This window comes from Bradyrhizobium monzae, from assembly GCF_021458635.1.
Lineage (GTDB): Bacteria > Pseudomonadota > Alphaproteobacteria > Rhizobiales > Xanthobacteraceae > Bradyrhizobium.
The window spans coordinates 1-23,017 of sequence record NZ_JAIRDQ010000005.1 but is presented as its reverse complement, the minus strand read 5'-3'; the positions used below and the strand labels follow the sequence as shown (position 1 = coordinate 23,017).

Annotated in this window: 24 protein-coding genes; 14 read left to right on the top strand and 10 right to left on the bottom strand. The window is 63.5% G+C overall.

Annotated elements, in window-relative coordinates:
- Nucleotides 1–7: 7 nt before the first annotated feature.
- Both rpsF and rpsR read left to right on the top strand, forming a co-directional pair.
- Nucleotides 8–511, top strand: coding sequence for a 30S ribosomal protein S6 (gene rpsF, locus K3F49_RS19355; protein ID WP_128917556.1), 504 nt, complete (start codon nucleotides 8–10; stop codon nucleotides 509–511).
- Nucleotides 512–516: 5 nt separating this feature from the next.
- Complete coding sequence (rpsR, locus tag K3F49_RS19350; protein WP_007592020.1) at nucleotides 517–756, top strand: 30S ribosomal protein S18; 240 nt, start codon at nucleotides 517–519, stop codon at nucleotides 754–756.
- Nucleotides 757–1,110: 354 nt separating this feature from the next.
- Here rpsR and K3F49_RS19345 read toward each other — a convergent pair whose 3' ends face one another.
- From K3F49_RS19345 to K3F49_RS19335, 3 genes are all read right to left on the bottom strand, one after another.
- Nucleotides 1,111–1,692, bottom strand: a complete 582-nt coding sequence (locus tag K3F49_RS19345; RefSeq protein ID WP_346657329.1) for a hypothetical protein — start codon at nucleotides 1,690–1,692, stop codon at nucleotides 1,111–1,113.
- Between the two features lie 988 nt (nucleotides 1,693–2,680).
- Nucleotides 2,681–4,660, bottom strand: coding sequence for an alkyl/aryl-sulfatase (locus tag K3F49_RS19340; RefSeq protein WP_234682547.1), 1,980 nt, complete (start codon nucleotides 4,658–4,660; stop codon nucleotides 2,681–2,683).
- Nucleotides 4,661–4,673: 13 nt separating this feature from the next.
- Nucleotides 4,674–4,949: a hypothetical protein gene (locus tag K3F49_RS19335; protein ID WP_234682546.1), complete on the bottom strand. Its 276-nt coding sequence runs from the start codon at nucleotides 4,947–4,949 to the stop codon at nucleotides 4,674–4,676.
- A 528-nt stretch (nucleotides 4,950–5,477) separates the two neighbouring features.
- Between K3F49_RS19335 and K3F49_RS39425 the strand changes: the two genes are divergently transcribed.
- From K3F49_RS39425 to rplI, 4 genes are all read left to right on the top strand, one after another.
- Complete coding sequence (locus K3F49_RS39425; protein ID WP_234682545.1) at nucleotides 5,478–7,193, top strand: tetratricopeptide repeat protein; 1,716 nt, start codon at nucleotides 5,478–5,480, stop codon at nucleotides 7,191–7,193.
- A gap of 151 nt (nucleotides 7,194–7,344) precedes the next feature.
- Complete coding sequence (locus tag K3F49_RS19325) at nucleotides 7,345–7,707, top strand: site-specific integrase (RefSeq protein ID WP_234682544.1); 363 nt, start codon at nucleotides 7,345–7,347, stop codon at nucleotides 7,705–7,707.
- A gap of 220 nt (nucleotides 7,708–7,927) precedes the next feature.
- Complete coding sequence (locus K3F49_RS19320; RefSeq protein WP_234682543.1) at nucleotides 7,928–8,896, top strand: DUF2232 domain-containing protein; 969 nt, start codon at nucleotides 7,928–7,930, stop codon at nucleotides 8,894–8,896.
- Between the two features lie 48 nt (nucleotides 8,897–8,944).
- Entirely contained in the window at nucleotides 8,945–9,550 is a 606-nt protein-coding gene (gene rplI, locus K3F49_RS19315; protein WP_234682542.1) for a 50S ribosomal protein L9, read from the top strand.
- A gap of 37 nt (nucleotides 9,551–9,587) precedes the next feature.
- Here the strand turns inward: rplI and K3F49_RS19310 are convergent, their stop codons facing one another.
- From K3F49_RS19310 to K3F49_RS19300, 3 genes are all read right to left on the bottom strand, one after another.
- On the bottom strand, nucleotides 9,588–10,055 hold the full coding sequence (locus K3F49_RS19310; RefSeq protein WP_234682541.1) for a PaaI family thioesterase: 468 nt from the start codon (nucleotides 10,053–10,055) through the stop codon (nucleotides 9,588–9,590).
- A complete protein-coding gene (locus tag K3F49_RS19305) occupies nucleotides 10,052–10,672 on the bottom strand; it encodes a TetR/AcrR family transcriptional regulator (protein ID WP_234682540.1) in 621 nt (206 codons plus the stop codon). The genes K3F49_RS19310 and K3F49_RS19305 overlap by 4 nt, the downstream gene beginning before the upstream one ends.
- Before the next feature lie 105 nt (nucleotides 10,673–10,777).
- Complete coding sequence (locus K3F49_RS19300; RefSeq protein WP_234682539.1) at nucleotides 10,778–11,803, bottom strand: hypothetical protein; 1,026 nt, start codon at nucleotides 11,801–11,803, stop codon at nucleotides 10,778–10,780.
- Between the two features lie 277 nt (nucleotides 11,804–12,080).
- Here K3F49_RS19300 and K3F49_RS19295 point away from each other — a divergent pair, with 277 nt between their 5' ends.
- The 3 genes from K3F49_RS19295 to alr all read left to right on the top strand — a co-directional run bounded on the left by K3F49_RS19295 (nucleotide 12,081) and on the right by alr (nucleotide 16,917).
- A complete protein-coding gene (locus K3F49_RS19295; RefSeq protein ID WP_234682538.1) occupies nucleotides 12,081–13,331 on the top strand; it encodes an SAM-dependent methyltransferase in 1,251 nt (416 codons plus the stop codon).
- Between the two features lie 762 nt (nucleotides 13,332–14,093).
- Complete coding sequence (locus K3F49_RS19290) at nucleotides 14,094–15,605, top strand: replicative DNA helicase (RefSeq protein ID WP_234682537.1); 1,512 nt, start codon at nucleotides 14,094–14,096, stop codon at nucleotides 15,603–15,605.
- A 46-nt stretch (nucleotides 15,606–15,651) separates the two neighbouring features.
- On the top strand, nucleotides 15,652–16,917 hold the full coding sequence (gene alr / locus K3F49_RS19285; RefSeq protein WP_234683001.1) for an alanine racemase: 1,266 nt from the start codon (nucleotides 15,652–15,654) through the stop codon (nucleotides 16,915–16,917).
- Between the two features lie 7 nt (nucleotides 16,918–16,924).
- Here the strand turns inward: alr and K3F49_RS19280 are convergent, their stop codons facing one another.
- Complete coding sequence (locus K3F49_RS19280; RefSeq protein WP_234682536.1) at nucleotides 16,925–17,143, bottom strand: cysteine rich repeat-containing protein; 219 nt, start codon at nucleotides 17,141–17,143, stop codon at nucleotides 16,925–16,927.
- A gap of 40 nt (nucleotides 17,144–17,183) precedes the next feature.
- On the opposite strand from K3F49_RS19280, the gene K3F49_RS19275 reads away from it, so the two are divergent.
- Nucleotides 17,184–17,954, top strand: coding sequence for an exodeoxyribonuclease III (locus K3F49_RS19275; RefSeq protein ID WP_234682535.1), 771 nt, complete (start codon nucleotides 17,184–17,186; stop codon nucleotides 17,952–17,954).
- Between the two features lie 51 nt (nucleotides 17,955–18,005).
- On the opposite strand, the gene K3F49_RS19270 is transcribed toward K3F49_RS19275, so the two are convergent.
- The 3 genes from K3F49_RS19270 to K3F49_RS19260 all read right to left on the bottom strand — a co-directional run bounded on the left by K3F49_RS19270 (nucleotide 18,006) and on the right by K3F49_RS19260 (nucleotide 19,781).
- Nucleotides 18,006–18,821, bottom strand: coding sequence for a DUF4886 domain-containing protein (locus tag K3F49_RS19270; protein WP_234682534.1), 816 nt, complete (start codon nucleotides 18,819–18,821; stop codon nucleotides 18,006–18,008).
- A 114-nt stretch (nucleotides 18,822–18,935) separates the two neighbouring features.
- Nucleotides 18,936–19,304, bottom strand: a complete 369-nt coding sequence (locus tag K3F49_RS19265; RefSeq protein WP_234682533.1) for a GFA family protein — start codon at nucleotides 19,302–19,304, stop codon at nucleotides 18,936–18,938.
- A 168-nt stretch (nucleotides 19,305–19,472) separates the two neighbouring features.
- Complete coding sequence (locus K3F49_RS19260; protein WP_234682532.1) at nucleotides 19,473–19,781, bottom strand: hypothetical protein; 309 nt, start codon at nucleotides 19,779–19,781, stop codon at nucleotides 19,473–19,475.
- 180 nt (nucleotides 19,782–19,961) lie between these two features.
- Between K3F49_RS19260 and K3F49_RS19255 the strand changes: the two genes are divergently transcribed.
- Genes K3F49_RS19255 through K3F49_RS19240 form a run of 4 tightly spaced genes read left to right on the top strand, consistent with a single transcriptional unit; the run spans nucleotide 19,962 to nucleotide 23,005 of the window.
- Nucleotides 19,962–20,702, top strand: coding sequence for a FadR/GntR family transcriptional regulator (locus tag K3F49_RS19255; protein WP_234682531.1), 741 nt, complete (start codon nucleotides 19,962–19,964; stop codon nucleotides 20,700–20,702).
- Between the two features lie 33 nt (nucleotides 20,703–20,735).
- Nucleotides 20,736–21,635 carry an NAD(P)-dependent oxidoreductase gene (locus K3F49_RS19250; RefSeq protein ID WP_234682530.1) on the top strand — a complete coding sequence of 300 codons (900 nt, stop codon included), beginning with the start codon at nucleotides 20,736–20,738 and terminating at the stop codon, nucleotides 21,633–21,635.
- A 10-nt stretch (nucleotides 21,636–21,645) separates the two neighbouring features.
- On the top strand, nucleotides 21,646–22,329 hold the full coding sequence (locus tag K3F49_RS19245; RefSeq protein ID WP_234682529.1) for an amino acid ABC transporter permease: 684 nt from the start codon (nucleotides 21,646–21,648) through the stop codon (nucleotides 22,327–22,329).
- A 7-nt stretch (nucleotides 22,330–22,336) separates the two neighbouring features.
- Nucleotides 22,337–23,005, top strand: coding sequence for an amino acid ABC transporter permease (locus K3F49_RS19240; protein WP_234682528.1), 669 nt, complete (start codon nucleotides 22,337–22,339; stop codon nucleotides 23,003–23,005).
- Nucleotides 23,006–23,017: the final 12 nt, after the last annotated feature.

The following is a 23,017-nucleotide window of genomic DNA, read 5'->3' as shown; positions in this document are numbered from 1 at the left end:
GACGACTATGGCTCTCTATGAGCATGTTTTTCTCGCGCGCCAAGACGCGAGCACGCAGCAGGTCGAAGAGCTGACTGCGCAGATGACCGGAATCGTCGAAGGTCTCGGCGGCAAGGTCACCAAGACCGAGAATTGGGGCGTTCGCTCCCTCACCTATCGCATGAACAAGAACCGCAAGGCGCACTTCGTGCTGCTCAACATCGACGCGCCCTCCGCGGCGATCGCCGAGATCGAGCGCCAGGAGCGCATCAGCGAAGACGTGATCCGCTATCTCAGCGTCCGCGTCGAAGAGCTCGAGGAAGGCCCGTCTGCGATGATGCGCAAGGCTGACCGCGATCGCGAGCGTGACGACCGTGGCGGCGGCTTCCGCGATCGTGAAGGCGGCGGCTTCCGTGGCGACCGCGAAGGCGGTTTCCGTGGTGGCGATCGTGACGGTGGCGGCTTCCGCGGTGATCGCGGCCCGCGCCGTCCGCGCGACGAAGCTGAAACCACCACGACGGATGGGGAGTAAGAACAATGGCTGAAGCTGGTGCACGCCGCCCGTTTTTCCGTCGTCGCAAGAGCTGCCCGTTCACGGGCGCGAATGCTCCGAAGATCGACTACAAGGACTCCAAGCTGCTGATGCGTTACGTCTCCGAGCGCGGCAAGATCGTGCCGAGCCGCATCACCGCGGTGTCCGCGAAGAAGCAGCGTGAGCTTGCCCGCGCCATCAAGCGCGCGCGGTTCCTGGGCCTGCTGCCCTACGTCATTCGCTAAAACGAATTCGGCCGGCGGCGATCACGCCGCCGGTCTCGACTTTCTGAACTCATAAGCCTTCCGGGTCGTCTGGTCGCCGATGGTTGGGGCAAAGCGCCTCTAACCGCTCGTCTGAGCGACAAGAATTTTCTTCAATAAAATCAACGCAACTGCTGCCGCATGTTCACGGTAGGTACCGGGCTTTTCACCCCATTTCTGCTACGAAAATGCTACGGGCGAGCTCCGTTTCTCAGGCTCTTTACTAGGGCTCCGCCTATGTGTTGGCGACGACCAAGGCTCTCCGCCTTGCGCTAAGAGGGTGCTCCCGGGAGCGGACAACAACCTGCTTTGAAAATGATCCATATGGGCTGATCGTTACCACGTCACGTTGAGCCGAAACTGGCCCTTGAAGTTGTAGACGGGGTAGTCCTTGACGATGGGAACGCCGACCTCGACGGAGGCCGCGATCTGATCGGATATCTTCTTTCCGACCCGCACGTCGAACGGCAGGAACAGGCGGCCGGTCTGACCGGTGACAGGGTCGCCGAAGTTGTAGCGGATGTCCTGGCTCGGGAAAAAGGTCACGAACCAGCGCTCCGGAAGGCCGATATTCAAGGTGGGACCGAATTGCAGGTTGCTGATGTTGCGCCTAGTCGGATCGCCGGCCACGCTGACGTCATACCGGAAGATTGGCTCGAAATAGCTCGACTTGCTGATCTCGGGCAGCGCCATGCGGAAGCCCACGATCGGCATCGTGCGCCACTTTCCCGATCCGAGAGGATCCTCCCCGGTAGGCGTGATCAGCCGCAGGCCAAAGCCGACCGCCCAGCGCGTATCGAGGTCGTGGATCACCGCGGCCTGGATGTCGGAGTCGCCGATGCCGTACAGGTAGTCGCCGTTGGGGTTGCTTGAGTTGATCGTGTTCCTGGCGAGCAGCGGCAGATCGGCGCGCGTCACCACCGTCCACGTTGGCGACAGGTAGAACGCATGGTCGTAGCGAAAGTTGAGCGTGTCGGTCGTGACGTCGCGCGTGCTTCCGGGCGCCGTCCGGTATTCGTACTGCAGCTGGAACAGGTTCGGCCGCGGGCGGAAGAAGTCGAGACCCGTGTTGTCGGCCGCCGGCGGCGGACTGGGCGTCAGCCATTAGCGGCCATAGGACCGCCGCGAGGGCGCCGAGAGTCACGCCCAGCTTTTTTCGGCTCGCGGTCGTCGCCAATTTCTTGCCCCACCATTGCCGATCGGTGCGGCCGGCTCCAGCGCGCCGGCCCGAATGGCCCCTGCCCCTAAATTAGGCGGCCGGCCGCTACCGACAATAATCCCAGAAGCCCTGGGTGCGGGAAGGATCGGTGTAGTACCAGCACATGCCGGCTGCGGGCGCAGCGCCGGCCCAGGCAGCCGCTGTCGCTGCCGACACCATGCCGATCGCCGCTCCGGCCGCGATGGCACCCCCTCTGGGCCACCCATACCAGCCGGGCCTGGCCCATCCGCCGCTTCCTCTCACGACCGTCCTGCTGCGAACGGCCACGTTGCCGTGCGGTCCGACGACGGCCGTGCGTCCGCGGTATGCGCCGCCTCGGGGGCCAACGACCGCGCCTCCACGATGCACCACGGCGCCGCCGCGAGGCCCTACATGTGCGCGTCCGCCGCGCGCCATCGCACGGACCTCAACGGTCTCTTCACGCCTCGCATCGCTCTGTGTGAGGATCGAAGCGGGATTGAGGGGCGCAGCGTGACCCGCGACCGGCAATGCCAGAATCGAAGCGAAAGCGAGGAGCGGAGCGCATCGTCGGGCGAGCGTAACGAAAACTACCATCCACGTTTCTCCCATGTGTCTTACGCAAGGGTCACGTCGAACGATCCGGGCAAAGAGCCGATGGGTCGTCCGGGGCGCTTCATTCGAGAACGGGCCTGCGTCCCTCGGGAAAGGAGGGCGCAGGCCGTTCGACTAGGGCGTCACGATGTTGAACCAGAACTCGAAATCGTCGAGAGCGGCCACGATCTGGTTGAGCTTGGCCCGGTCTCCGTCGACCTTGACCGTGCCCGACGAAATCGCGTCGTCGAGCTTGGTCTGCTGAAGGATGATCTTGTTCAGCGTGTCCCTCGACAGGGTCAGGGTCGCGTCGGCGTTGTTGGCCGTCATGTTCGCCGTGTGGTTCAGAACGCCGTTTTCCATCTCGACGAGATACTTGCCGTCCTGGCCGAAATCGAAGTTCAGCTTAGCCTTGGCGGCCCCGGCCCTCTCGGCGTTCAGACGAACTCCGAGATAGTCGAAGAACAGGTCCGCGGACATCGCGCGCACCGTGTCGGGGCTCGCCGTGTTCGGGGTCGGCAGCTTGGCGACGCCGTTGCGCAGCTCCTGCGCGCCGCTAAGGTAGAAATTGCGCCAAGGCCCGGACTCGGCCTGGTAGCCGAGCTGCTCGAGGGCGTCGGCCTCGAGGTTCTTGGCCGCCTGGTTGTTCGGGTCGGCGAACACCACGTGGTAGACCACCTGGGACACCCAGCGGTATTCGCCCTTGTCGTAGGCGGCCTTGGCCTTCTTCAGCACCTCGTCCGCACCGCCCATGAACTCGACGTATTTCTTGCTGCCCTCGACCGGTGGCAGTTCATGCAGGGTCGCCGGATTGCCGTCGAACCAGCCGAGATAGAGCACGTAGGTCGCAGCGACGTCGTGATAGACCGAACCGTAGTAGCCGCGGTTGGCCCAGACATTGCCGAGGCTGTCGGGCAATTTGAATGCGTCAGCGATCTCGCGCATCGTCATGCCCTTGTTGACCATGCGCAGGGTCTGGTCGTTGATGAATCGATAGAGATCGCGCTGGCTCTTCAAAAGCCCGGTCACCTTGTCGTTGCCCCAGGTAGGCCAGTGGTGCTGGGCGAAGACGACCTCCACCTTGTCGCCCCACATGACCAGAGCCTGGTTGAGGTACTTGGACCAGGGAAGCGGCTCGCGGATCTTGGCGCCGCGCAGCGAGTAGGTGTTGTGCAGGGTGTGGGTGGCGTCCTCGGCGGACTCCATCGCCTTCTTTTCCTCGATGTACCACATCATCTCGGAGGGTGCCTCGGAGCCCGGCGCCATCAGGAATTCGTAGGTCAGTCCGTCGATCTTTTCCTTTTGACCGGTTTCCTTGATGATGTTGGTCGGCGCGATCAGCGTCACGGTTCCGGCCGACGTGGTCGTACCGAGACCCGCGCCCACCTGACCCTTCGGGTCCGCCTTGAGCAGGTTGCCGTACATGTAGCTGGCGCGCCTGCTCATGGCGGTGCCCGCCATCACGTTCTCCGCTACCGCGGCTTCCAGGAAGCCGTCCGGGGCGTAGATCTTGACCTTGCCGGCTTTGACGTCATCTTCGGTCGTGACGCCGCGCACGCCGCCGTAATGGTCGACATGACTGTGTGTGTAGATCACGGCCTTGACGGGCTTGTCGCCGCGCTTGGAGCGGTACAGGTCGAGGGCGACCTTCGCGGTTTCCGCCGAGACGAGCGGATCGACGATGGTGATGCCTTCGCTGCCCTCGATGATCGTCATGTTGGACAGGTCCTGGTTGCGGACCTGGTAGATGCCGTCGACGACCTCGAAGAGACCGGAGATGTTGATCAATTGCGATTGCCGCCACAGGCTGGGGTTCACCGTGTCGGGTGCCGCAGCGCCGCTTCTGATGAAGCTGTATTGCTGCGGGTTCCAGATAGCGTTGCCTGCGCTTCCCTTGATGAGTTCCGACGGGAGCGGGGCCAGCAGGCCCTTGTTGGCATTGTCGAAGTCGGAGGTGTCGCTGAATGGAAGCTGTTTCAGCAGAACCGAATTGGCCTGTTTGGTCGCGTCGGTCGCGTCTCTGCGTGCGTCCTGCGTTTGCGCGGATGCGCCTTGAAGATAGCCAGCGGCCAGTATGCCGAGGATCGAAAGCTTCGCGAAAAAGCTACTTTTCATATTGCGTCTCCGGTCAGTCTTTTTGTGGATCGTCACGCTCAAACTTGGGGCCGCCCAGATGCGATAGAATTTCCTGCTCCAGTTCGACCAATAGGTCAGTGTAGTCTTCGACCTTTCGTTCTGCCGTGGTGTCTCCGTGACCAACGGCCTGTCGCCAGTGGTCTCGCGCTTTTGCGGCCTCTTCGTAGTCCGAACAGATGGCCCTGAAGGTCGCATCGCGAGCGGCGCTCCGGCGGATATCGAGTTCGCGCTGCGGAAGGCGTCCTAGGATGTATCGAAGTTCCTCCATGTGGGTCGGCCAGATCGATAGAGGTGACGCGCTGCGTGGCGATCAAGCGAGCATTGGATTGCGATAGCAGCATTGACGCTTCCGAAGATCCATTACGATTACCCCTCGGTCCGTGTCATGAATGAGATGCCACCACATTGAGCGTCTCGCGGTCCGCCGAGGTCAAGGTTCGAACGGGTTCGAACCTGTGTCGAGCACAGGTCGCGACGGAAGCGATAGCGAGCAAACGCTCGCGGTCGTGGGCCGCGACCTCCAATTGCCGGATGGAACTGTCGCATCCGTCGCTGGCATGCCCGTAACTGCGACGAATTGCCTGATCACTCAAAGGATTGGCGAATAAGAGTTAAATTGCAGCGACGGAAAATTGAATGCTTCAGAAGGTAGCAGGATGGTACCGGCACTACTGTTCACGCCATTTCGCTTAAAGTGGGTCACCGTGTGACGTACAGCGGGTCGAGTTTTCCTAGTGGGAGTGACGCTGTTGGGGAAGCGGCCCATCGCGCAGTCGAGGGGATCTCTCCGGAGATCGTGCGCGCCCAGCTCGAGCAAATTTTTTCCAGCCAACATTTTCAGGCGAACGAAAGACGGCGCGGGTTTCTCCGTTTCATCGTCGAGGAGACGCTTTCCGGGCGCGCCCAGAGTCTCAAAGGCTACACGATCGCACTGGCGGTGTTCGGCCGCGACGATTCATTCGACCCTCAAGCGGACCCTGTCGTGCGCCTGGAAGCCAGACGACTTCGACGCGACCTCGACAGTTACTACGTGGACGCCGGTCGAAACGACCCGGTCCGAATCGTAATTCCGAAGGGGTCTTACGTCCCCAACTTCGAGTGGCTGAACAAACCGTCGATTGCCGGTTCGGCGGATGAATCGGCGCTCGAGCTTCCTGCCGTCTCGGACCGAAACGGAGCGGTAGACGTCTCGCCGATCACCAGATCGAGTTCCTACCGTCGTTGGTCGATCGGCGCCGCGCTTGTCGCAGCGGTCGCCGCCGGCTTGATCATGTGGATGTCGCCGTTCGGCGCGGGTCGGTTTCCCTTGAGCACGACGAGGGAGCCCGGTGTCTTGGTGATGCCGTTCGAGCCTTTGAGTTCCGGCGAAAATACCCGCTACCTGGCCGCCGGAATGGGGCAGGAGCTGACCGCCAATCTGTTTCATTTTTCCGGCTTTCGGCTCTACACCTCGTCGTCACTGCCGGACCAGGCATCGCGATCGTTGCAGCTCGCGCGAGATCGCGGATTTTCCTACGTCGTCAACGGAAGCGTCCAGACGGATGCCGAAGAAGTACGCGTCACGATTTCGGTCGTGAACGCGACGAGCGGTGGCATCGTGTGGACCAAGTCCTACAGCCGACCGCTCGATCCGCAATCTTTTGTGAGCACTCAGAGGGCCCTCGCGGACGAGATCGCGGAAGTCATCGGCCAGCCCTATGGCGTCGTCAGGACCGACATGAGCAACGGCTCTACGGCGCCAGCGGTTTCGCACATGGACAGCTACGTGTGCGTGCTCCGCGCCTATGGCTACCGACGCACCTTTCTCCGGGCGGAGTTCGATCCGGCGATGCGATGTCTCGAACAGACCGTTCAGCGAGACCCCGGATATAGCGATGCCTGGGCAATGCTCGGATGGCTTCACCTGGATGCCGGCCGCCTGGGCTTTGCCGGCGACGACCGTCAAAGCCGGTACGACAAGGCCCAGGATGCCATATCGAAAGCCCTCAGCCTACAACCGAAGAATCCGCTCGCGCTGAAGGCACTGGCTGCCGCCTACCACTTCACTGGCCGCTATGAAGAGAGCCAGCGCCTCACGCGCCAATTGGTCGACCTCAATCCGAATGATCCGGAGATCCTGGCTCAACTCGGTTGGCGGTTATCCGTGCGAGGCAATTTCGAAGAGGGCGTACCGACCCTCCAACGCGCGATCGATCGCACGTTGAACCCGCCGAACTGGTACTTTCATTTCATCGCGGTCGGTCTGTATCTGAAGGGCGATTGGGAGCAAGCCCGCAGGATCGCGGAGCAATCCGCGCGCGGCGATTCAGGATTTAGCCAGTTGGTGCTCGCCACCGCTTACGCCGAACTTGGAGACCGGCAAGGTACGCAGCAAGCCTTGGTGAAACTGGGGCGCTACGAACCCCTGGCTCGCGACACCGAAGGATTCCTGCGTCGCCAAGGCATTGCGGATCAGACCGTAACCGCGCTCGTGGCAGGTTTGGAAAAGGCCCGCGCCCTGGCTTCTCGGTAATGACCGAATCAGAAACCCGGCGTTCCAGCACCAAGCAGACAGGGACGAGAAGAGCGGGCCGCTCCGCATTTGCCGCGAAGAACGCCGTCGAGGAACATTCGATGTTGACGTCACAAGGACTGGCGCCGGCCGTGCGGAACAACTGCATGAAGTGGTCAGGGAAACCCGCGAGCCCGACCCCGTCTGGCTGGCGCATATGCGGCGCTGGCACAGGCTCGGCATCTCGCAGCGCGCCGTTATCGAGTTCAACGGCAAGCCTGTCCGCTCAGTCCGGGAGGGCTGGTCAACGGTGGTCGAGCTGGCAGGCCTCGCGACCGAGAACAAGCAAGAGAAGGTCATCCGCCACACCATGCGCCACACCGCGATCACATGGTATCTCGACCAAGGCGTCGATATTGAGAAGGTTAGCCTCTACTGCGGAGTCTCGGTGGCCACGATCCGGAAGACCTATCGCCACGTCATGCCGGGAACCTTCGACGACCTGCTCGACGCCGCCCATCAGATTGGGCGTTGAATATCCGGGCGAAAGTGGATAGAAGGCCGGCATTGGTTTGGGGCTCCTGTGGGGAGCCTCATTCGTTTGCGACCGCCGCGAGGCAGTTCGCAGGGCTGAGCGAGCTGAGGTTTCTGCTACGGTTTCTGCTACACAGCACGAACCGATCTGCATAAGCATCTGATAATACTAGCGTTTCCGCTGGTCTCGCTCTAACCGCTCGAAGGGAGCGGGACAGCTGATGATGGTATTTGGACTGATAGCCCTGATCGCCGGCGCTGCGTCGGCCCTGATGTTCGCCTCGATCGTGTCGGGCGCGCTGATCTCGCTTGTCCTGGTTTACCTCGCTCCGCTGCCGCTCATGCTCGCCGCGATCGCCTGGGGACCGCTCTGCGGTGCACTGGGTGGCATCGTCGCGACGCTGGTTATTGCCGGTGCGCTCAGCCCGCCCCTCGCGCTCGGTTATGGTCTCGCATTCGCGCTGCCGGCCTGGTGGCTCGGCCATCTCGCGATGCTGGGAAGACCCGTGCCTGGCGGCATCGCCGGCACCGATGCGGCTTCGCCTCAGGTCGAATGGTATCCGCTTGGACGTATCCTGCTCTGGATTGCGGCGCTGGCGACGCTGCTGACCGCGGGATCGCTGTATTCGCTGGGGAGCGATGCGTCGGCCATCACCGATGCGATGCGCCACGGCCTCGCCAAAATTCTTTCAATGGTGAGCGAGACGACCGTTACGGAGAGTGATCCCCGCGTCGGCCTGATGGTCGCGGTCATTCCGGTTCTGGTCGCCGCATCGCAGATGGCGACGCTGACCTTGAATCTCTGGCTTGCCGCCAAGGTCGCGGCAGTTTCAGGTCGGCTGCATCGGCCGTGGCCGGACCTCAGCGGCACGAGCTTGCCGCCGATGACGCTGGTGGCGCTCTGTGTCGCGCTTGCCTTCAGTTTCTTCAGCGGAATGACCGGCATTCTCGCCGTCGTCGTCACGACCGTCCTGATGATGGCCTATGCGCTGGTCGGCCTTGCCGTTCTGCACACCATCACACGCGACCTCGCCAATCGCGGGATCTGGCTCGCCACCACCTACGCCATCCTCTTCATGTTCAGCGTGAGCCTTGTCCTGCTGACCGCCCTTGGGCTTGCGGACGCCGTGTTCGGCTTCCGTGAGCGCTTCCTGCGCAACCGGCAACCGCCGCCATTGCCGACAACTTAAGTCCAACCCGAAAACTGAAAACCCAGAGCACTTCAAAGGAGAACGAATATGGAAGTCATTTTGCTGGAACGCGTGAACAAGCTTGGCCAGATGGGCGAAGTCGTGAAGGTTCGCGACGGCTATGCCCGCAATTTCCTGCTCAAGCGCGGCAAGGCGCTGCGCGCCACCGCCGACAACCGCGCCAAGTACGACGGCATGAAGGCCGATCTCGAAGCCCGCAATCTTGCGTCGAAGGGCGAGGCGTCCAAGGTCGCCGAGAAGATCCAGGGCAAGAACATCATCGTGATCCGTCAGGCGTCCGAAGCCGGCCAGCTGTTCGGCTCGGTGACGGTGCGTGACGTGGTTATGGCCTTCGAGGCCGACGGCGTTGCGCTCGAGCGTCCGCAGGTGCAGCTCGACGCGCCGATCAAGACCATCGGCAAGCACTCGATCACCGTCGCGATCCACCCCGAAGTCGAAGTCGAGGTCACCGTCACCGTTGCGCGCAGCCAGGATGAGGCCGAGCGCATCAACCGCGGCGAGGATATCTCCACTCGCAACGAAGACCGCGATGCGGCCGCCGAGGCGATTGCTGCCGCCGGCGAGTTCTTCGATCCGGAAGCCCAGCACGACGACGCCGCGCCGGCGCCGGCTGCAGAAGACACCGAGAAGTAAGCCTCGCATTCACGCAAGGTTACGAAGCCCGGCGGCCTCAGGCAGCCGGGCTTTTCGTTTTGGGCGCGACATCCTCGCTCAGCATCGCGATCGAGGCGAGTGCCGTTGCCGTGTGCTTCTCGACACCGTCGATAAGGCAGAACACGTCGGCCGCGACCACGGCGACCTGACGGCCCGGTTTGATCACCCTCGCACGGCAGATCAGTTTTTCGCCGACCGCCGGCGACAGCAGATTGAGCTTGTATTCCGCGGTCAGGGCGGCCTGCCCGCGCGAGGTCGCAGCCGCAATGGTCGTGGCATTGTCGACCAGGAATGCGGTGACGCCGCCGTGGAAGAAGCCGTGCTGCTGCAGCAGCTCCGGCCGACGCTCGACCGCAATCGTGCAACTGCCCCGCGACAATTCCGACAGCTCGGCGCCGACCAGGTTCATAAAGCCCTGCCGGCCGACATTGGCATGGATGCGCTCGGCAATCGGAGTGAACTCTGGATCGGCTTCGTTGCTCATGTCGCCATTCCTTGCTTGCCTTGCCTGGTTTTGACGCGCCCGGACGGCACCAGCGCACGGATGGCGCAGGCGATCAGCGTGTCCGCCTCGCCGCGCGGATCGGCGCGATCGCGCCCGGAGAGAAAGGCCCGGCAGAAAATCTGCGCGGGGCCGATCAGCTGGCTGACGAACATCACCGGTGGCATCTGCAGAAGCTCGCCGCTTGCCACCAGCGGCGCGCGCCAGCGCTCGATGCCTTCCGCGAGCCGCGCATTCTGCGCGCGCTGGGCGTCGCGGACGTTCTCGCCCCACTCATTGCGCGAGATCTCGAAGAGATAGCGCGCCTCGCGGCGGCTCAGCACGACCCAGTCGAGATGAGCGCGGATCAGGCGATCGATGCCCTGCTCAGCTTCGGGCGCCTGGTCGAGCGCGGCGAGCATCGCGGCGTGATAGCGCCGCAGCACCTCCAGGAACAGCGCGCCCGCGAGCTCCTTCTTGGAGCCGAAGACATGAAAGAAGCTGCCGTTGGAAGCACGGGCCTTGGCGCGGATCGCGGCCACCGTCGCGCCCTCGAAGCCCGACCGGTCGAACGCCGCTAGTCCCGCAGCCAATAGATCGTCGCGAACGCCGGATGACATCGCCACCTCCTAGAGTATTACTCTAGAGTGCTGCTCTAGTGAGGGTCAATACGACACGAAGGCCGCGCTGGGGCGCGGCCTTCGCAGATCGCCGGGATTATCGGCTTATCGCGAGATTGGCGGGGCCGGCGGGCCGGACGACTCGGCGGGTGCAGGTGACGGCGCCGCCGCGGGCGCAGTCGGTGCCGGCTCGGCCGGCTTGGCCGCCGGTTCGGAGGTCGGCGCAGGTTCGGCCGGTTTGGAGACGGCCGCTTCCGCAGGCTTGGGCGCAGCCGGTTCAGCCGGCTTTGCGGCCGCCGGCGGGGCCGGTGTCACCTCCGGCACCGGATCGGGGCGCAGAGCCGGCGTTTCGCTGGCGCGCGGCTCGACCTTGGCGCTCTCCGGCTTCGCTTCTGTCGGCTTCTCGACCGGCTTGGCGCTATCGGGCTTGGACTCGTCGCGACCGGAATCGACCTTGGCACTGTCACTCTTCGGTTCGGTCTTGGGTTCGGTCTTGGACTCGCTCTTGGGCTCAGTTTTGGAATCGACCTTGGGCTCCGCCTTCGGCGCGGCTGCGTCGTCCGTCTCTGGCTTGCCGCGCCTGCTCATGCGCTTGCCCTTGCGGCCCTCGGGCGGTTGCCCGGTGGCGGCCTGGGGCTTTGCACCTTCCTTGGCCCCCTCGTCGCTCGGCCGCGCCGCCCGCTTCAGGCGGCCTTCAGGCGCCGGGCTGGCAGCGCCCTCGCCCTCTGGCTTGGCGGCCTCTTGCGAGCGCTGACGGCGCCCCTGGTGCTCGGGTGACTGCCCAGGATTCGTGTTGGCGTCCTTCTCCTTGGCGCCATCCTTCTTGTCCTTGCCATCCTTGGCCTGGTAGCGGGTGTCGGCGGCACCATTGGAGACGAGATAGGAGGCCAGCACGCCGGCCATGTCCGGGCTGGTGGTGTAGTGCTGCCGCAGGAAGCCTGGCAGCGAGCCCGGCGACACCGTCTTCAACAACCCTCGCGGGCTCTTATGGCAGGCATTGCAGGTCTGCGCGAAAAGCTGGGATGGGGCCTTGCCGGCCTCGAGGTTCGTCGCCTGCGCCAGAGCGGCATCGGAGGCGCCGATGCCGATCAGAAAAATCACCGTGGCGAGGCTGAGCGCTCGGCTCGACATTCCCATCATCTCCATTGAAATCCGACAGATACGGCCGGCATGCGGGCGCGGCGGCGGTCACCTTTTAGCCGATTGCGCTGCGAATGGAAGCGCACTCAACAAGCATGTGACCACGCGATTTTCGAATATCGGGTTTGAACACAACGCATTAGCGGTCCGGGAATAGTCTGCCTAGATTTACATGCGGACGCATGGGAACCCGTATAATCTGAGGCGTTAATGTGTGACGGCCGGGTTTGTTCGCTTCTTTTCGGGTTCGCTCGAGAGGTGTGTGTCGATGGACCGTTTGTTACGTAAGTTTTTGTCCCAATTCATCCGCCGCGGGTCGATGACGGTGACCACGGCGAGCGGACTGAAGTTCGCTGTCGGCGACGGCTCCGGCGAGCCGATCGAAGTCCGCTTTGTCACTGCCGACGCACAAAGGAGGGTCCTCATCAATCCCGAGCTCGGGCTTGGCGAGGCCTATATGAACGGCGAGTTCGTCGTCGAGCGCGGGAGCATAGCTGATGCTCTTGCGATCCTGCTCGGTCAAGCCGACCTGTTGCCACACTGGGCAAAGCCCTGGTGGCACCTGCGCTATCTGGTCCGGCACCTGAGGCAATTCAATCCGCGGGTACGCGCGCGGAACAATGTCGCACATCACTACGATCTCGATGCGCGGCTTTATTCGTTGTTCCTCGACGCCGACAAGCAATATAGCTGCGCCTATTTCGAGACGCCGGAGACCACGCTCGACGACGCGCAGCTCGCCAAGAAGCGGCACGTCACCGCAAAGCTGCTGGTCAGCCGCGGCCAGCGCGTGCTCGACATCGGCTCCGGCTGGGGCGGGCTCGGCCTCTATCTCGCCGAGATCGCAGGCGCCGACGTGACCGGCGTGACGCTGTCGACGGAGCAGTTGCAGGTTGCGAACACGCGCGTCGCCGAAAAAGGCCTGACGCGACAAGCGCGCTTTCTGCTTCAGGACTATCGCGACATCGGTGGCCCGTTCGACCGCATTGTCTCGGTCGGCATGTTCGAACATGTCGGAGCCAGATTTTACGACACTTACTTCAAGCGCTGCGCCGAACTGCTCAGCGATGACGGCGTCATGCTGCTGCACTCGATCGGCCGCTCGCAGGGGCCGGATTCGACCAATCCCTGGATCGCCAAATACATCTTCCCGGGCGGCTACATCCCGTCGCTGTCGGAAGTACTGCCCGCGATCGAGAACGCCGGTCTATTGGTCTGCGACGTCGAGATCTTGCGCTTGCACTACGCTGAAACGTTGAAGGCTTGGCGGGAACGTTTCATGGCCCGGCGCGAGGAAGCCGTGCAGCTCTATGACGAGCGCTTCGCGCTGATGTGGGAGTTTTACCTCGCCGCCTGCGAGATGACGTTCCGCAAGCAGGGCATGATGAACTTCCAGCTCCAGCTCACCAAGCGCCAGGGCGTAGTCCCAATGACCCGCGACTATATCGCGCAAGAAGAGTCCCGGTTGCGCGCTCTCGAAGGCAGCGCGATACCGAAGCTGAAGCTTGCTGGTGAATGAGTTCTAATGACGCAGGGTCGAAATCGACGAGATCCGGAAAGACGGCGGTAACGCTAGCTGGGCTCGCAATGCCGCGAGGGTTTCAGGCGCGACCGGAAGGCGCCTCTGCTCCGGCTGGGCGGCATGCTCCATGGCGGCGAGGAGCCCGGACAGCCAGAGCCGGCTACCCGCATCGCTTCGCCAAACCTGTAGCTGCCGTTCTGGCCGCATCGCTTGCCTCGTCTTCCTAGTGGCAGGATACGGGGGACAATCCCCCACCCGCCAGTCCCGTTCCCGAGGTACCCCGAAAGAATCCGGGGAGATGTGATCTGCTTCACATTAAGTCTGGTCAGTCCTGGCCTAGACCGTCGCCATGAGCAAAGAGACCCAAACCTCATTCGACGCGCAGGACGACCTCCGCACCGATTACGCCCTGATCGCCACCGGCGTCGGCGCGGCCCTGGTTGCGCTGGTCTACCTCCTGCTGGTCTGAAACCCGCGCCGAAAGTGGCCAGCGTGCGCCATTTCGCGCGCTCTTTGATAGGTCTGCGCCTCAATCCCGAAGGTTCACGGCATCCGGATTTTTCCGCGGTGCGGTCGCAGCCACTTCCAGCGCCCGGCGAGTTCCGCAAAATCAGTCAAGCGCGGCGCATGCTGCGACCGCCAATCATCCACCATTTTTAATGATCGGTTGATAGCGACGAGCTTTTGCTTCCGCTTCGGCTTGCGCCGGCGCTTTATCCCGGCCCCGCATCCGCCCAAGAAAATTGCTATCGCTCGATCATGGCCCTGACTGATTCGAACGTCCTCAAACTCGCGCCCGAAGCCGGAACTCCAGCCTATCGGAGCGCGCCGCACAATATCGAGGCGGAACAGAGCCTTCTGGGCGCGATTCTGGTCAACAACGACGCCTTCTATCGTGTCTCCGACTTCCTGGAGGCGAAGCACTATTTCGAGCCGCTGCACCAGACCATCTTCGAAACCGCCGGCAGCCTGATCCGGATGGGCAAGATCGCCACGCCGGTAACGCTGAAGACGTTCCTGCCTGCCGACACCGACGTCGGCGGCATGACCATCGGCCAATATCTGGCGCGGCTCGCGGCTGAGGCGACCACCATCATCAACGCCCAGGACTATGGGCGCACCATCTACGATCTTGCGCTGCGTCGTGACCTCATCGGCATCGGCGAAGACATGGTCAATGTCGCCTATGACGCGCCGGTCGATTTCGCCCCGCGGGCCCAGATCGAGGACGCCGAGCGCCGCCTCTACGAGCTCGCCGAGTCCGGCCGGTATGACGGCGGCTTCCAGAAATTCTCGCAGGCGTTGGCGGTTGCGGTCGATCTCGCGGCAAAGGCGTTCCAGCGCGACGGAAAGCTGTCCGGCATCTCCACAGGTATGCGCGACCTCGACACCAAGATGGGCGGCCTGCAGCACTCCGACCTCATCATCGTGGCCGGACGCCCGGGCATGGGCAAGACGTCGCTGGCGACCAACATCGCCTACAACGTCGCCAAGGCCTATGTCGCCGAGCTCCAGGCCGACGGCACCATGAAGGCCGCCAATGGCGGCGTGATCGGTTTCTTCTCCTGCGAAATGTCGGCCGACCAGCTCGCCACGCGTATCGTGGCCGAGCGCACCGGCATTCCCTCTTCCCACATCCGCCGCGGCGGCATCTCAGAAGCCGATTTCGACAAGATCCGGGAGGTCTCGATCGAGCTGCAGTCGCTGCCCTTCTATGTCGACGCGACCGGCGGCCTGTCGATCGCGCAGCTGATGGCGCGCGCGCGCCGGCTGAAGCGCCAGAAGGGCCTCGATCTGCTCGTGATCGACTACATCCAGCTGCTCTCCGGCTCGGGCAAGCGCGCCAGCGACAGCCGCGTGCAGGAAATCACGGAGATCACGACCAGCCTGAAGGCGCTGGCGAAGGAACTCAACGTCCCCGTGATCGCGCTGTCGCAGCTCTCGCGTCAGGTCGAATCCCGCGACGACAAGCGGCCGCAGCTCTCCGACTTGCGTGAATCCGGATCAATCGAGCAGGACGCCGACGTCGTGCTGTTCGTTTACCGCGAGGAATATTACCTCGCGATGAAGGAGCCGCGCCCGGGCACGCCCGAACACGAGAAATGGCGCCTGGACATGGACCTTGCGTACGGCAAGGCCGAAGTCATCATCGGCAAGCAGCGCCACGGCCCGACAGGCACCGTCGACTTGGCGTTCGAAGCCTCCGTCACGCGGTTCGGCGACCTCGCGCCTGACAGCCAGATGCCGGCTCGCAGCGGCAACGACTATTGAGTTCCTTGAACGGGACCTGCCTCTTGCGTAAAACGGCGCCATGACAATGGCGTCCGACCCGAACACGATCCCGCAATCTGGCCTTCTCTCCGCGGAGGCCAATCAGGCTGCCGCGCTCGCAGCCCACGGCGGCGTGCTCACCGTCGATCTCGATGCCATCATCGCCAACTGGCGCAAGCTCGAGAAGACCGCCGTGCCGGCCGAGTGCTCGGCGGTGATCAAGGCCGACGCTTACGGGTGCGGCACCGCGCAGGTCGCGCAAGCGCTGAACAAGGCCGGCTGCAAGACCTTCTTCGTCGCCACCATCGAGGAGGCGCGCACCGCCCGCGCGGCGGTACCGGACGCCACGATCTACGTGCTCGGCGGCTATTTCCAGAACACCGGCGAGCACTACGCCAAGATCAACTGCCGTCCCGTGGTCGGCGATCTCAACGAGCTCGCCGAATGGGACGTGTTCTGCCGCCGCACCGGCTGGTCCGGCGGCGCCGCGATCCATATCGACACCGGCATGAACCGGCTCGGGCTGACGCTTGCGGAAGCGCAGGCCATCATCCCCCGCATCAATGCCGGCGATCACGGCATCACGCTGGTGATGAGCCATCTGGTCTCGGCCGAGCAGCTCAACAGCCCCGTCAACGCCAAGCAGCTCGCGGCCTTCCGCGGCATCGCCAGCGAGTTTTCCGGCGTGCCGGCGGCGCTCGCCAACTCCTCAGGCATCTTTCTCGGGGCGCCCTTCCAGTTCGACCTGGTCCGGCCGGGCGCCGCGCTCTACGGCGTCAACCCGACGCCGGAGGCGGACAATCCGATGCAGCCCGTGGTCGATCTCAAGGCGCGCATCGTGCAGATCCGCACCATCGAGCGCGGCGAAACCGTCGGCTATGGCGGCACCTGGACCGCACGGCGGCCGACCAAACTCGCGATCATTGCGGTTGGCTATGCCGACGGCTATTTCCGCGCGGCCAGCTCCAATGACGGCACCCGCGGCGCCGAGGTGATCGTTGCCGGCAAGCGCTGCCCGGTGGCGGGCCGCGTCTCGATGGATTTGATTGCGATCGACATCACCGACCTTCCGCCAAACGCGGCGCGGCGCGGCCATATGGTGACGCTGCTCGGCGACGGCATCACCGTCGACGAGTTGGCCCATCATTTCGGCACGATCGGCTATGAGGTGCTGACCAGCCTCGGCCACCGCTACGCCCGCATCTACAAGGGCGGCAATGTCGTGGAGCCGCTCGCAAAGCCGGAGCCCGCGCAGGCGGCTGAACAGCCGCCCTCCCCGCCACCGGCGGCTCCGCCGCCGCTGCCGAGCTGAGCGCCCCTTATTTCTTCCGGCTGTCCAGCGCCGCCTTGCAGGTCGCGCTGAGCTGATCGCGCTTGGCGTTGAGGCAGGCGACGATCTTGCCACCACCCGGCGCGATGCCGGCGCAGAACTTGTCGTAATCCGCCTTGCACGCACCGCGCGGATCGGCCGATTGTGCCAAAGCGACCCCGGAGAACGCGACGACGACCGCAATGGCGGCAAAGCTCAACTTGGACATTGTATCTCCGGTAACAGAAGGCAGAAGCCGGTAGCTCTACATGAAGATTGCGACATTCAACATCAACAACATCAACCGCCGCCTGCCCAATCTGCTCGCATGGATGCGCGCGGCGAAGCCGGATGTCGTCGCACTCCAAGAGTTGAAGGCAAGTGATGGCGAATTTCCGGCAGCAGCGATCGAAAAAGCCGGCTACGGCGCAGTCTGGCGCGGACAGAAGACCTGGAACGGCGTCGCCATCCTCGCCCGCAACGCCGAGCCGGTGCTGACGCGCGACCGGTTGCCGGGGCGGCCCGACGACGCCGAGGCGCGCTACATCGAGGCCGCCGTGCGCGGCGTCATCGTCACCAGCATCTACTCGCCGAATGGCAATCCGCAGCCGGGGCCGAAGTTCGACTACAAGTTGGACTGGCTTGCGCGGCTGAAACGCCACGCCAGGACTTTCCTCAAGCAAGATCTGCCGGTCGTGCTCGCCGGCGACTTCAACGTCGCGCCTGATGAGATCGACATCTATCCGACGCGGTCATGGGACAAGGATGCGCTGATCCAGCCCAAGAGCCGCGCGGCGTTCGCCTCGCTCGTCGAGCAAGGCTGGTGCGATGCCATCCGCGACCTGCACGGGGACAAGCGCATCTACACGTTCTGGGACTACAAGCGAAACCGCTGGCCGCGCGATGCTGGGCTCAGGCTCGACCATCTGCTGCTCAGCCCTGCCCTCGTCTCACGCCTGGCAAAGGCCGGCGTCGACAAGAAGGTTCGTGGCAAGGATGGTGCGAGCGATCATGCTCCGGCCTGGGTGGTGCTTAAGTAACAGCAATGGTGGGCACGCTGCGCTTTGCCCATCCACGGAGATCGCGCCGGATCACCGCCCGTAATAGTCCTGCACGGTGTCCCACGCCGCCTTCTGCAGCAATTGCACCGTCGCCGGATCGATCCCCATCGTGTAGGAATTGCCAACCGGCGACCGGCCGGTCAGCGCGGCCAGCGTGACACAGGCCGCGAGATAGGTGCCGGCGGGGCTGGGATGCCGCTTGTCCGGCGCATACAGATTGAGCTCCGGCTGCAGCTTGCGCACGCGCGCGAAGGCGAGGCCCGCGGGAATGACGAGCGCATCGTTCGCATTGCCGGCGATCGTATAGGCCTCGGCCAGCCCTTCCGTCATTTCGGGCTTGTCTAGATAGGCCCAGGACATGAACAGCACCGGCCGCATGTCATGGGCGCGAACGATTTCGCTGTCCTTCCTGGCGAAGGTCGTGAACGCGTCCTTCAGCTGCGGATGGATCGGGCATTGGCTGCAATCCATCATCACGACGGCGTCGTAATGCTTGCCGGGCTTGTTGAAGACGACGTTGTTCTGGTCGTCGAAGGAGTAAGCACCGAGACCGCCCGGCCGCAGCAGGTTGTCCATGTCGTGCCAGTCGAGGCCGGAGCCGCCGATCGTGGCCATGGTGTTGCGATAGGCCGCCTTGTTGGCATCATCCGCCGCCCGCTCCATGAAGGAGAGGTGCCCGGGCATGCCGTTGTTGTAGTAGAAAAAGCTGTTGCCGACGAACAGCGCGGCCTTGGGAAAGTCCGGTCCAAGCGTTGTGACCTTCGGCCTGGTCTGCGCTTGCGCATTGAAACCGGCCGCAACGGCCAGACACATCGCAAGCATCGCTCGCGCAAAAAGACGCACCATGGCTTCCTCCCATTTTTCTTTCTTGGGCCGAACTTCTTGGGCCGAAACCAAATCAGCTTTCTTGGGCCGCCTCAAGAGGACGACCGTGCAGGAGCTATGCGCGGGACTGCGCCCTCACCACAGGTTCTTGCCGTCGATCACATTCACCGGCACCGCCTCGAGATCGAAATCGTCGAACAGGCGCGCATTGACCCCGACCTTGGGATTGTCGAAGTCGGGTTTTCCCGTCGACCAGTCCGGCGATTCCGAGAAAGTCCCGCAACCGCAGTTCGCACAAAAATGATGTTTGACGGTGCGGCTGCCCCAGCGATAGGTCGCGACATTGTCGGCGGGCGACAGCAGGCGAAACTGCGCCGGCGTGTAATAGGCCCACAATGCGCCGCGCTTGGCACAGAGCGAACACGTGCAGCGCGTCACGCTCGCGGGCGCCTCCGTCACCTCGAATACCGTCTCCCCGCAATGACAGCTTGCCTCGATCGGCATGACCGGCTCTCCGTTTTGTCAGGAGATGGTCATAGCCCGCACCTGCTGCCAACATGCTGTCAGCAGCGGACCAATGGCCCGGCTCACTTCAGGCCCGCCCCAGCACGGGCTGACAATTGAGCACGCCCTTTCGAGGCAGGTGGGCAGTTGCACGGACGCCGCGAAGTCTCAATTCGCGGACAGGCGTTTGGCGTTGCCGGCCACGTGCTCGCGATAGCGCTGAACAACCGCAGCCGGCGTTGCGCCCGCGAGCAGGCTCGCAAATGCTTCGAAGGCGGCAGCGACTTTCTCGCTGACCATCAGCACAGCCTCCTGCCCGGCAGCCTCATCGCCATGGCTGAGCTTCTCGCAGCGAAGCCGAACCACTTCCCTCGCTTCGACCGCAAGCATCGCGCCGGCGTACCAGGGATAGCCGTTGTCGGATCCGCTGAGCACCGCATGGCGATCGAGCGCGGAGAAGGAATGGTGGTCGGGCATCGCGGACCTCAAATTCTTTGAGCAACGCTCCGACCAATACGCTTCAAATTCTAAGGATCGAGCCGCGGAGCCGGTCGGATTGGCGAGGCCTAAACCACCCGCAATTAACCAAGGCTCTTGACGCGACGGCTCTGGTTATCATACTGGTCTTACCAAGATCAGACCAAAAAAGAGACAGGGATGGAGCTCAAGCGCGCCGCCGAAGGCGAAAAAGGGTTCGAGAAGGTATTCGCCTTCCTGCGCGAGCGCCTGCTTGCGGGCTCGCTCAAGCCCGGCGACCGCCTGATCTCGGAGCGTGAGCTGGCGACGCTGCTTGGCGTCAGCCGACCGATCGTCCGCGAGGCGCTGCGCGCCCTCACCGTGCTCGGCATCGTCGAGATCCGCGACCGCATCGGCACCGTGGTGACGCGGCCTGACGTCTCGGTGCTGAACGACTTCTTCACCTTCGCGCTCGCCCAGCAGGCGGACATGCTCGACGACGTCATGCAGGCGCGCGTCGCGATCGAATGCCAGGCGATCAGGCTCGCCTGCGAGCGCGCCAACATTGCCGACTTTGAACGCTTGCAGCGCGCGCTCGCCAAGATTGGCGAGACGATCGACGAAGCGGATGCCGGCGGCATGGCCGATTTCGAGTTCCACCGCGCCATCGTCGTGGCGTCGCATTCGGAGACGCTGACGGTGCTGCACAGTTCGATGGCGGGCCTGCTGACGCACTCGCATCGCAGCCGCCGCGAACTGGTGCAGGCCTTCCCATCGATGAAGACCTATTTGATCGACGACCACCGCCGCATCTTCGAAGCCGTCATCGCCCGCGATCCCGATCGCGCGGACGCGACGCTGCGCAAGCATTTTGCCATCGGCGACGAATACCGGCGACGTGCCGTCGTCGGCGACATCGACAAGACCAGCATCTCGGGCTGATCACGGACAGACGAAGCAAGAAACGGAAGCAACATGGGACGGAACGATAAGGGCAGCGTCGGCTTCATCGGCGTCGGCACGATGGGTCTGGAGATGGTGCGCAACCTCCTCAGGGTCGGGCACGCGGTGCGCGCCTTCGATCTTAACGAAACCGCTGTGGCTGACATCGTCAAGGACGGCGCGACGCGGGCCAGGAGCCCGGCGGATGCCGCGCAAGGCGCCGACATCGTCATTACCATGCTGCCCGACACACCCCATGTCGAGGCGACCATCTACGGCGAGCATGGCCTCCTGAAGTCGCCTCCATCAGGCAAGCTCATTGTCGACATGAGCACGATCTCGCCGGTCGCTGTCCGCCGCATTCATGCCGACCTGCAAAAGGTCGACGTCAGTTTCGTCGACGCCCCGGTCTCGGGCGGACCTGTTGGCGCCAAGAACGCCGCGCTCTCGATCATGGCCGGCGGCGATGCGGCCGCCTTCGCCCAAGCCGAGCCGTTTTTCCACGCGATGGGCACGACCATCACCCATGTCGGCGCCTCCGGCGCCGGCCAGACCGTCAAGCTCTGCAATCAGCTGATCTGCGGCATCAACATTCAGGCCATCTGTGAAGCCCTCGCGCTGGGGCGCGCCTCTGGCCTCGATCTCAATCTACTACGCCGGGTGCTGCTCGGCGGCTCCGCCGCTTCGTGGATGCTCGACAAGCTTGGCCCCGCGATGATCGCAGGCGACGTCTCGGCTGGTTTCCGGATCGATCTGCAGCTCAAGGACCTTCGTCTGGTGCAGGAGCATGCGCAGGCCGTGAGCGTCCCCCTGCCCGGCACCGCCCTCGTCACCAGTCAATATGTCGACGCCCGCGCGCATGGCGAAGGCAGCAACGGCAACCAGGCGCTGTTCCGGGTTTACGACCGCATGACCAACCAGACCACAGGCTAGATCGACCACGATGAGCCTCCAACTCGACTTTCCCGCAGTGCTGGAGCGTTGGCCGAGTTTTCTGGCGGGCGCCGCACTGACTCTCGAATTGGCGGCCTTCGCAACCGTGCTGGGCGCCTTGCTCGGCACGCTCGCCGCGGTCGGGCGTGGCTCCCACAACGCGCCGATCGCCGGCGCCTGCAAGGTCTATGTCGAGACGATCCGCAACACGCCGTTGCTGGTGCAGATCTTCCTGGTCTATTTCGGCCTCGCAAGCCTCGGGCTGAAATTCTCCGCCTTCACAGTGGCGGTCGCCGCGCTGACGATCAATGTCGGCGCCTACACTGCCGAGATCATGCGCGCCGGCTTCGAGGCGATCCCGCGCGGCCAAATCGAGGCGGCCGAGGGCTTGGCGCTGTCACGCTTCCAGATTTATTGGCACATCATCCTGCTGCCGGCGATTGAGAAGGTCTATCCGGCGCTGACCAGCCAGTTCGTGTTGCTGATGCTGGCCTCCTCGGTCTGCTCGCAGATCTCGGCGGAAGAACTCACCGCCGTCGCCAATTACATCCAGTCGGACACTTACAGGGCGTTCGAAACCTACATCATCGTCGCCGTGCTCTACGTCGTCCTGTCGCTGGTGATGCGGGCAGGCTTCTGGGGCCTCGGCCTCGTGCTGTTTCCGCGCCGTCGCCGGCTCGGCACGCCCTTGTGAGATGATCATGGGCGGGCATCTCAACATCAATCATCTGATGTTCCTCGGCCAAGGCGCGCTGTGGACCATTGGCCTGTCAATGATCGCGCTGATCGGCGGCGGGATTGTCGGCTTCGCAATCGCACTCGCGCGGATATCGCCGCTCAAATCAGTACGGGTTGCCAGCGGCGTTTATGTTCAGCTCATTCAGGGCACGCCGCTGCTCGTCATCCTTTTCCTCGGCTATTTCGGCCTCGCCGCGATCGGTCTCAGGGTCTCCTCGCTCACGGCCGCAGGCGCCTCGCTCACGCTCTATGTCGCCGCCTATCTCGGCGAAATATGGCGCGGCTGCATCCAATCAGTGCCGAAACCGCAATGGGAGGCCGCCGAAGGCCTCGCGCTAAGCCGGATCCAGCGCATGACGAAGGTGATCCTGCCGCAGGCCATCCGCATCGCGACGCCACCGACCGTCGGCTTCATGGTGCAGATCATCAAGAACACCTCGCTCGCTTCCGTCGTCGGCTTCGTCGAGCTGATGCGCTCCGGGCAGATCGTCAACAACTCGCTGTTCGAACCATTCGCCATCTACGCCATCATCGCCGTCACCTATTTCGCCATGTGCTATCCCCTGTCGCTGTTCAGCCAGAAGCTCGAACGGCGCATGGGGCGTGGCAGGTCCAACCTCGCACCAGCCTGATATGCAGCAAAA

Coding starts and splice junctions, on each gene's coding strand:
- K3F49_RS19295 (WP_234682538.1), top strand. CDS start 12,081: ATGGACCGTTTGTTACGTAAGTTTTTGTCCCAATTCATCCGCCGCGGG.
- K3F49_RS19250 (WP_234682530.1), top strand. CDS start 20,736: ATGGGACGGAACGATAAGGGCAGCGTCGGCTTCATCGGCGTCGGCACG.
- K3F49_RS19270 (WP_234682534.1), bottom strand. CDS start 18,821: ATGGTGCGTCTTTTTGCGCGAGCGATGCTTGCGATGTGTCTGGCCGTT.
- K3F49_RS19340 (WP_234682547.1), bottom strand. CDS start 4,660: ATGAAAAGTAGCTTTTTCGCGAAGCTTTCGATCCTCGGCATACTGGCC.
- rpsF (WP_128917556.1), top strand. CDS start 8: ATGGCTCTCTATGAGCATGTTTTTCTCGCGCGCCAAGACGCGAGCACG.
- K3F49_RS19280 (WP_234682536.1), bottom strand. CDS start 17,143: ATGTCCAAGTTGAGCTTTGCCGCCATTGCGGTCGTCGTCGCGTTCTCC.
- K3F49_RS19335 (WP_234682546.1), bottom strand. CDS start 4,949: ATGGAGGAACTTCGATACATCCTAGGACGCCTTCCGCAGCGCGAACTC.
- K3F49_RS19260 (WP_234682532.1), bottom strand. CDS start 19,781: ATGCCCGACCACCATTCCTTCTCCGCGCTCGATCGCCATGCGGTGCTC.
- K3F49_RS19255 (WP_234682531.1), top strand. CDS start 19,962: ATGGAGCTCAAGCGCGCCGCCGAAGGCGAAAAAGGGTTCGAGAAGGTA.
- rpsR (WP_007592020.1), top strand. CDS start 517: ATGGCTGAAGCTGGTGCACGCCGCCCGTTTTTCCGTCGTCGCAAGAGC.
- K3F49_RS19300 (WP_234682539.1), bottom strand. CDS start 11,803: ATGTCGAGCCGAGCGCTCAGCCTCGCCACGGTGATTTTTCTGATCGGC.
- K3F49_RS19275 (WP_234682535.1), top strand. CDS start 17,184: ATGAAGATTGCGACATTCAACATCAACAACATCAACCGCCGCCTGCCC.
- K3F49_RS19310 (WP_234682541.1), bottom strand. CDS start 10,055: ATGAGCAACGAAGCCGATCCAGAGTTCACTCCGATTGCCGAGCGCATC.
- alr (WP_234683001.1), top strand. CDS start 15,652: ATGGCGTCCGACCCGAACACGATCCCGCAATCTGGCCTTCTCTCCGCG.
- rplI (WP_234682542.1), top strand. CDS start 8,945: ATGGAAGTCATTTTGCTGGAACGCGTGAACAAGCTTGGCCAGATGGGC.
- K3F49_RS19290 (WP_234682537.1), top strand. CDS start 14,094: ATGGCCCTGACTGATTCGAACGTCCTCAAACTCGCGCCCGAAGCCGGA.
- K3F49_RS19265 (WP_234682533.1), bottom strand. CDS start 19,304: ATGCCGATCGAGGCAAGCTGTCATTGCGGGGAGACGGTATTCGAGGTG.
- K3F49_RS19320 (WP_234682543.1), top strand. CDS start 7,928: ATGATGGTATTTGGACTGATAGCCCTGATCGCCGGCGCTGCGTCGGCC.
- K3F49_RS19305 (WP_234682540.1), bottom strand. CDS start 10,672: ATGTCATCCGGCGTTCGCGACGATCTATTGGCTGCGGGACTAGCGGCG.
- K3F49_RS19245 (WP_234682529.1), top strand. CDS start 21,646: ATGAGCCTCCAACTCGACTTTCCCGCAGTGCTGGAGCGTTGGCCGAGT.
- K3F49_RS19240 (WP_234682528.1), top strand. CDS start 22,337: ATGGGCGGGCATCTCAACATCAATCATCTGATGTTCCTCGGCCAAGGC.